Origin of the sequence: Pseudomonas sp. B392_1p, assembly GCF_052245235.1 — a bacterium.
In the GTDB taxonomy this organism is placed as follows: domain Bacteria; phylum Pseudomonadota; class Gammaproteobacteria; order Pseudomonadales; family Pseudomonadaceae; genus Serpens; species Serpens gallinarum.
On sequence record NZ_JBQPXM010000010.1, the window covers coordinates 187,811 to 195,302 of the forward strand.

Here is a 7,492-nt window from a genome sequence, read left to right on the forward strand (position 1 = left end):
GACCAAGACCTGCGCGAGGACAAATTGCAGGATTGCTTCAGCCGAGGCCATTCAAACAGAGGCAAGCAGCCACGGCTTGAATAATAATGGTACGATAATGTACCTTTATCAAGGGGTACTTCACTTCACATGAAACATAAGATTTCTAACGCGCCCGTTGCTTCTGGTGCAGCTGCTTCGCAAAGTGAGGTTCGCAAGCCACGTCGAGGGCGCCCGGCATTCGCCGATGTCCCACGCTTGGAGCAGGATCTACTTGATGTCGCACACCGCCTTTTTGTTGCCAATGGATATGACGCGACAACGATGGACGCGATAGCTATCGCGGCTCGCGTTTCCAAACGAACGCTTTATCTTCGTTACCCCCGAAAAGAGCTTCTATTTGCTGCCGTGGTAGCTGCCCATACAGCTCGTAGTTTCGAACCGGTGCAGGCGGTGCTCTCGCGTTTTGAAAGCGATCCTGAGCTGGATGTGCGTACACGATTACAGATGTTGGGCCAGGTCTTCGTGGGGCAAGCCACCAATCCCGATACGCTGTCCTTGGATCGCAGCATGGCGACTACTGCCCAGCGTTTCCCCGACCTGCTCGATTCGTTGCATAGAACGGGTTATGAACGTGCAACTGCCATTGTCCAAGTCTTGCTATTGGAGGCTGGTGCCCTGGAGCCAACGATCTCCGCACAGGCCTTTTATTCGTTGCTCGTGCTTGCACCGATCCGTGAGCGACCTAGAGACGGGAAGCAGCAGGTGCCGGATGTAAACCGAGTCGTCGACTTCATCGTTGCAGGCGCTCGAATCTCCGCTACGCGCTGACCAGTCCCCATGCCGGCGGCCATCCGGGCACGGATCGCCCGGGTTCCAGCCAGGCGTTCACAATCCGCCATTCGATTCATTCGGTTTCCCGGTCGGGGCCGTGACACGTTATGGCGTCGTGTCATGACGTTCCCGCCGCAAGTGTGACTTGCAAGATCTCCGCTCCTCTCAGGCGTGCCTGTTTCGGCCGTGCGACCTGTGCTTTTGGTTGACAATAAAATCTGAACGATGTTTGTATATGTGAACTTGCGGTGGGCGAATCAGATCGCTCCCAACCTCTCAATAACAACAGGGGCGTCGCCATGGCCGAACAGGGCCGGATTTCGCAACAGCTCAACGGGGCGAAAGTGCTTGTCGCCACGCCAGGCTGCCCAGGTTTGCACGGGTTGCCCGATGCACTACGGGCGCTGGGTGCCGAGTGCCTGTCATTGAACCTTGCCTCCGATTTCACCGATCTCGCCGCCATCGAGTCCGCGTTCACCCGGGCGCGCACCGCGCTCGGCGCAGTCGATGCCCTGGTGCTTGCCGTTGGCAATGCCCAGAGCCGGCAGGCCCGGCCCCTGGCTGAGCAGTCGGCCGAGCAATGGCGAGCGGCCTGTCTCGATCCTCTGCGTACCAGCCGCCACTGCCTGCAGGCGGCGGGGCGCGTGCTGGCGGGACAGCCGGCGAGCATCGTGCTGCTCGGCCCCAATCTTTCCCTGACCGGCGCCCCGGGGCTGGTCGCGCTGTCCGTATTGAGCGAAGGGCAGCGCGGGATGATGAAGTCTGCGGCGCGGCAGTGGGGCGGCCAGGGCATACGCCTGAACTGGCTGGGCGTGGCGTCGACGGTGTTCGCCGCCGAACTGGCTGACGCCAGGCTGCCGCAGAGCCCCGAGCTGGGGCCGCCACCGCCGGCGCTCGGCGCCGCTCCCGAAGTGGACGGTGGGGTGGCCCGCAGCATTGCCATGCTGATCGGTTCGATCGACGTGACAGGCGCATCCATCCCGGTGGATGGTGGCCTCTGGATGGTGCCATGAAACAGAACAGGCAAGCAGCGACCCTGGTGGGCAAGACGGCTCTGGTCACCGGCGCAGGTGGCGGCGTCGGTCGCGGCATCGCCCTGGCGCTGGCCGAGGTTGGCGCGCGGGTGGTCATCGCGGCACGTCGCGGTGCGACAGGTGAAGAAACTGCCGAGCTGATCCGTGCCGAAGGCGGCGAGGCGCTCGCTCTGGAAGTCGACGTGACTTCACTGGAGGAGGTCCGCCGGGCGGTGACCGCGGCCCAGGTGCGCTTCGGCGGCCTGGACATCCTGGTGCATAACGCCACCCATGGCGCCTCCGGCCACCCTAAGCAACTGCAGGACTTCGACGACGCGGACTGGGACGCCCAGGTCGCGGTGGATCTGGCGGGCGCGCATCACTGCGCCGTCGCCGCCTTCGCGGCGCTGCGTGCCAGCGAGTGCGGACGGATGATTCTGCTGTGCTCCACCTTCGGCCTGCATGGCGCCGCGCTGAATCCGGCCTATGCGGCCATCAAGGGCGGCATTCGCGGGTTGACCAAGGCCCTGGCGCGGGAATGGGGCCCCTCCGGCATCACCGTCAACGCGATCTCGCCGTCGGCCCTGACCGCCGCCTCGGAGGCGTTCTTTGCTACCCAGCCGCAGCTTTACGACAGCTACATCGCCAACTTTCCCCTCGGCCGCATGGGGCATGAACGCAACGACATCGGCCGCGCGGTGGCCAGTCTCTGCGGGCCGGGCATGGGCTATGTCACCGGGCAGATCATTCAGGTCGATGGTGGCCTGTATACCGCAGGCTGACAGGGAGAAGCCCCATGAAAAGACTGCAAAGCAAGGTTGCCATCGTTACGGGTGGCGCATCGGGCATTGGCCTGGCAACGGCACGTCGTCTGGCCAAGGAGGGCGCCCAGGTGGTACTTGCCGACATCAATCAGGCAGGCGCCGAGCAACAGGCTGCGGCCATGCGTGGCGAGGGGCTGGAGGTCAGTGCGGTACCCGTGGATCTGGGCGACGAAGCGGCGATCCGCAACATGATCGAGCATGCGCTTTCGACCTTTGGCGGTCTCGACATACTGTTCAACAACGCCGCCGCCACGCACATTTCGTCGCGCTACGACTCGCCGGTGCAGGCCATGGATGTGCAGGTCTGGGACGACACGATGCGTATCAACCTGCGCGGCACCATGCTGGCGATCCAGCACGCCATCGAGCCGATGCTGCGCCGTGGCGGCGGTTCCATCATCAACACCAGTTCGGGCTCCGCCCAGGCCGGCGCGCTGGGTTACAGCGCCTATGCGGTGTCCAAGGCCGGCATCGAGAACCTGACCCGCTACGTGGCGGCCCAGCACGGCAAGCAGGGTATCCGTTGCAACGCCGTGGCGCCGGGGTTGATCGTGACCCCGGCGACGGCCGACAACTATGCCGGGCCCGCCGGCGAGATGATGTTGTCCCATCACCTGACGCCGCGTCTGGGAGAGGTCGCCGATGTTGCCAACGCCGTGCTGTTCCTGGCCAGTGACGAGGCCGGGTTCATCACCGGGCAGGTGATCAATGTTGATGGCGGACTGCTCTCGCATCAACCCTACCTGGCGGACGAGAGACGTTTCATGACGGAGGCCGTTCAATGAGCCAGGACACCCTGCTGGCCCGCCTGGAGCGGGTCGAGGCGCAACTGGCCATCGGTCAGTTACCCGCACGTTACGCCCTGGCGGTCGATGGTCGTGATCTGGATGCCCTGGCTGAACTGTTCGCCGAGGACGTCGACTGCGGCCGCTGGGGCAAGGGGCGCGAGGCGCTCAAGAACTTCTACGCCTCTGAGTCCATTCTCCAGGCGTTCTATCGCAGCGTGCATCAGATCTGTGGGCAGACCCTGGAGTTCCAGGATGCCGAGCACGCCACCGGGACGGTCTATTGCCGCGCGGAGCACGAGGACGGCGAGCACTGGGTGGTCATGGCCATCTGTTACTTCGACCAGTACCAACGGCACGACGGTCGTTGGTACTTCGTGCGCCGCGATGAACGCCACTGGTACTCCACCGACTGGCAGCAGCGCCCGGGCAATCCGACCTGGCAGAGCTGGCCGGGCAAGTACACCGAGGCACGTTACCAGCCCCGACTGCCCGCCGGTTTTCCGAGCTGGGAGGGTTTCTGGGCCCGTAGCAGCGCAGAACAACGCCAGCGCATTACACGCCAGCCCTGAATTATAAAGAAGGATGCATCCGATGAGCGACCTGCTCGCCCCGCTGTTCGAGCCGCTGCAGATTGGCCCGCTGCGCCTGAAGAACCGTATCGTCATGGCCCCCATGACCCGCAATTTCTGCCCTGGCGGTGTGCCCGGCGAAGACGTCGCCGGCTATTACCGGCGGCGCGCCGAGGGCGAGACCGGCCTGATCATCACCGAGGCCGTGGGTGTCGACCATCCCGCCGCTCTGGGAGAAGCCGGTATTGGCGAAAGCGACCTGCCGCACCTGTACGGCGAGCGCGCGCTTGCCGGCTGGCGCCGGGTGGTCGAGCAGGTGCATGGGGCGGGGGGACTGATCTTCCCGCAACTCTGGCACCAGGGCCCCATGCGCCGCCAGGGCACCGGCCCCAACCCGGATGTCGCCTCCATGCGCCCCTCGGGGCTGTGGGGGCCGGCCGGCGGGCTGACTTCCTCGCCTGAGGACTACGTGCAGAGCCAGTTGCTGCCGACCAAGCCGATGAGCGAGCGTGACATCGAGGAGGTGATCGCCGCCTATGCCCGCAGCGCCGTCCATGTCCGTGACTGTGGCTTCGACGGCATCGCCATCCATGGAGGACACGGTTATCTGATCGATACCTTCCTCTGGAATGTCACCAACCAGCGCAGCGATGCGTGGGGCGGCAGCCGACGCGAACGCAGCCGTTTCGCTGCCGAGGTGGTGCGCGCGATCCGCCGTGCGGTCGGCCCGGAGATGCCGATCCTAATGCGCTTTTCCCAGTGGAAGCAGCAGGATTTCAAGGCCAAGCTGGCCCACAGCCCGGCGGAGCTGGAAGAGATTCTGCTGCCCATCGCGGACGCCGGGGTCGATGTCTTCGATGCCAGCATGCGCTACTTCAACCGCGCCGAGTTTCCCGACCAACCGGGAGCCGATGCTGTGCTCAACCTCGCCGGCTGGGCCAGGAAGATCACTGGCCGGCTGGCCATGACGGTCGGTGGCGTCGGTCTGAACAACGGCATGTACGACAGCAACAAGCAGGGTGGGGCGCAGGCCAGCGACAATCTGCAACTGCTGGTGGAGCGCTTCGCACGCGGCGAGTTCGACCTGGTCGGCGTCGGCCGCTCGCTCCTGCAGGATCCCGACTGGGCACGCAAGGTACGCCTCGGCGAGGCGTTCGAGCCGTTCTCCAACGATGCCCTGAAAGTGCTCACCTGAGCGTGCACGAGCAACCGCGCCAGACCATAACTACAAGAGGAATACCGCATGACCTCCACCCATAGTCCCTGGCGCGTCGCGCTGCTGGAATGGCGCGCGCAGTGGCGTCTCGGACTGGCCGCGCTGATCGGCACCGGCGTGTGTTTTTCGGTATGGCCGTCCGTGTCCAGCCTGTTCGTCGCGCCGTTGCAGGAAGCCTTCGGCTGGAGCCGTGGCGAGATCGCCCTGGCGCACAATGCCAGCCTGGCGGCAGCCTTCGTATCGCCCGTGCTCGGACGCCTGATCGATCGGGTTGGCGTACGCCCGGTGCTGCTCAGCGGGCTGTTGCTGACGGCAATGGCCTATTTCCTCCTGGCTGCGCTGCGCGGCCCGCTGCCGATGTATTACCTGCTCTACACAGTGCTCTGCCTGGTTGGTGCCACAACCACCGGACTAACCTTTACCCGCGTGGTCAGCGGCGCGTTCGTAGGCTCGCGTGGTCTGGCACTTGCGGTTACCCGTTCCGGCCTGGCCTTGTCGGGCGCTCTGCTGCCGCCGATGGTGTTTGCAATCATCGCGACTTATGGCTGGCGTATGGGTTTCGTCGCGCTGGGAGCCCTGGTTCTGCTGCTCGCGCTGCCCGTTGCATGGCTGTGGATACGCGGCGCCAGCCTGGCGCCGGTGGTCGCCGATGGCGGTGCGCACAAGCCCCGGAGTTCTCTGATCGGCCTGCTGCGCAACCACAAGGTACTGTTGATCTGCGTAGCCTCGGCACTCAACTATGCCCCCATCGTGGCCCTGCTTTCGCAGTTTCAGCCGTTGCTGGTGAGCAAGGGGCTGGGGGCCGCCGAGGCCGCCGCACTGATCGGCCTGGTGGGTGTTTCCGCCCTGGTGGGGGCGTTGCTCACCGGCATGCTGGTTGATCGGATATGGGCGCCGCTGGTGGCCTGCATCTTCACCCTGGGGCCGGCGCTGGGCTGCCTGATGCTGCTACCGGAGAGCATCGAACTGTATGTGGCCATTGTTGCGCTGATCCTGCTGGGCCTGGGGCAGGGGGCGGAGATCGACGTGGTGGCCTTCATGATCGCCCGCTATTTCGGCATGCGTTCCTATGCCTCGATCTACGGCCTGAGCGTGTTCTTCATTGCCGCGATGGTCGCGCTCGGCGGCTCCCTCATCGGCCTGGCGTACGATTATTTCGGCGACTACGACATCGCCTTGCTGGTGGCCGCGAGCTGCTTCGTGATTTCGGCCTTCAGCTATCTGGCGATGGGGCGTTACCCGCGGATTGAGCTCGCGGCGGATGACACTGCGGCGGTCGTTGCGTCGCTGCGCGCCGAACCCTCGACATGATTCACAGGGGAGCAACATGCCATGGCCGAGTGCCCATGGCCTGGTTCAGGGTTGAACCGACCGACCTGGCCGATGTGGCGCCGGGATACACCATCCTTTTGGAGCGATGACGATGATTGACAACGAAAACTGGAAAGCGGGTTGCGACCTGATGGCTCGCATGATGGGGCCGGAATTCGCCAAGGCCATGGAGACCAACGTCAACTCCGGGCGTTTTGCTGCGGATGTCGGGCGTATGGCCGTGGAGCATGCCTTCGGTGCGGTCTGGGCGCGTCCCGGCCTGGAGCTCAAGCAGCGCAGCGTGGTGGTCATCAGCACGCTGATCGGCCTGCGTCAGCCCGAAGAACTGCGTAATCACCTGCGTTTCGGAATCAATAACGGCCTGAGTGCCGAGGAGATCCAGGAAATCATCATCCAGACCCTGCCCTACGTGGGTTTCCCGGCGGTCTCCAGCGCGCTGGCGGTTGCCGTGGAGGTGTTGCGCGAGCGTGGCATGGATGGTGGCGTCAAGACTGCTACGGAAACCGGCCTGCTGTAACAGGCCGCAGCACCTTGCGAGCGGGCCGCCAGTATCAGCAGTGCCGGCGGCCCGCCAACCCTTCGGTTCGTGTGCGATCAGCGCGGTGTGCATGCCGAAGGCCTGTCCGCCAGCCGGACTGACAGGGCAATCGGGTGAAGGCCATCATGCTCGTTCATGAGGCCGGAACACGCAGATTGTTAGGGCCAGTGCGCGCTTGCGAGGCATGCTTCATGAGAGGGGCTTTAGCAGGCCGTTGAAAACTGCCTGCGGTGCCGTTGCTGCGTGAACAGGGCGGACTAAAGCGCGCCCCTTAACCAAAAGTGTTGTCGGAATAACCGTTGTGCACCGTTGCCCCCGGTGGGAGCGGACTTGTCCGCGAAGCTTTTCCGTCAGCCCCGTTCGCGGACAAGTCCGCTCCCACAAGGGTTGAGCCCTCAA

Annotated in this window: 8 protein-coding genes; all 8 read left to right on the plus strand. The window is 64.3% G+C overall.

Annotated features, from left to right (window positions below; translation table 11 throughout):
- Positions 1-129 precede the first annotated feature (129 nt).
- The 8 genes from ACTV8E_RS15250 (at position 130) to ACTV8E_RS15285 (ending at position 7,072) form a co-directional block, all read left to right on the plus strand.
- Positions 130-810: a TetR/AcrR family transcriptional regulator gene (locus ACTV8E_RS15250; protein ID WP_443200045.1), complete on the plus strand. Its 681-nt coding sequence runs from the start codon at positions 130-132 to the stop codon at positions 808-810.
- A gap of 302 nt (positions 811-1,112) precedes the next feature.
- Entirely contained in the window at positions 1,113-1,826 is a 714-nt protein-coding gene (locus ACTV8E_RS15255; RefSeq protein WP_443200046.1) for an SDR family oxidoreductase, read from the plus strand.
- On the plus strand, positions 1,823-2,608 hold the full coding sequence (locus ACTV8E_RS15260; RefSeq protein ID WP_443200047.1) for an SDR family NAD(P)-dependent oxidoreductase: 786 nt from the start codon (positions 1,823-1,825) through the stop codon (positions 2,606-2,608). Before ACTV8E_RS15255 ends, ACTV8E_RS15260 begins: the two co-directional genes overlap by 4 nt.
- A gap of 14 nt (positions 2,609-2,622) precedes the next feature.
- Positions 2,623-3,435, plus strand: a complete 813-nt coding sequence (locus tag ACTV8E_RS15265; protein WP_443200048.1) for an SDR family NAD(P)-dependent oxidoreductase — start codon at positions 2,623-2,625, stop codon at positions 3,433-3,435.
- Complete coding sequence (locus ACTV8E_RS15270; protein ID WP_443200049.1) at positions 3,432-4,007, plus strand: nuclear transport factor 2 family protein; 576 nt, start codon at positions 3,432-3,434, stop codon at positions 4,005-4,007. The genes ACTV8E_RS15265 and ACTV8E_RS15270 overlap by 4 nt, the downstream gene beginning before the upstream one ends.
- A 22-nt stretch (positions 4,008-4,029) precedes the next feature.
- The gene (locus tag ACTV8E_RS15275; protein WP_443200050.1) at positions 4,030-5,202 is read left to right on the plus strand and encodes an NADH:flavin oxidoreductase; all 1,173 of its coding nucleotides are present in this window, start codon (positions 4,030-4,032) and stop codon (positions 5,200-5,202) included.
- A gap of 48 nt (positions 5,203-5,250) precedes the next feature.
- Complete coding sequence (locus tag ACTV8E_RS15280) at positions 5,251-6,534, plus strand: MFS transporter (protein WP_443200051.1); 1,284 nt, start codon at positions 5,251-5,253, stop codon at positions 6,532-6,534.
- A 112-nt stretch (positions 6,535-6,646) separates the two neighbouring features.
- Positions 6,647-7,072, plus strand: a complete 426-nt coding sequence (locus tag ACTV8E_RS15285; RefSeq protein WP_443200052.1) for a carboxymuconolactone decarboxylase family protein — start codon at positions 6,647-6,649, stop codon at positions 7,070-7,072.
- Positions 7,073-7,492 lie beyond the last annotated feature (420 nt).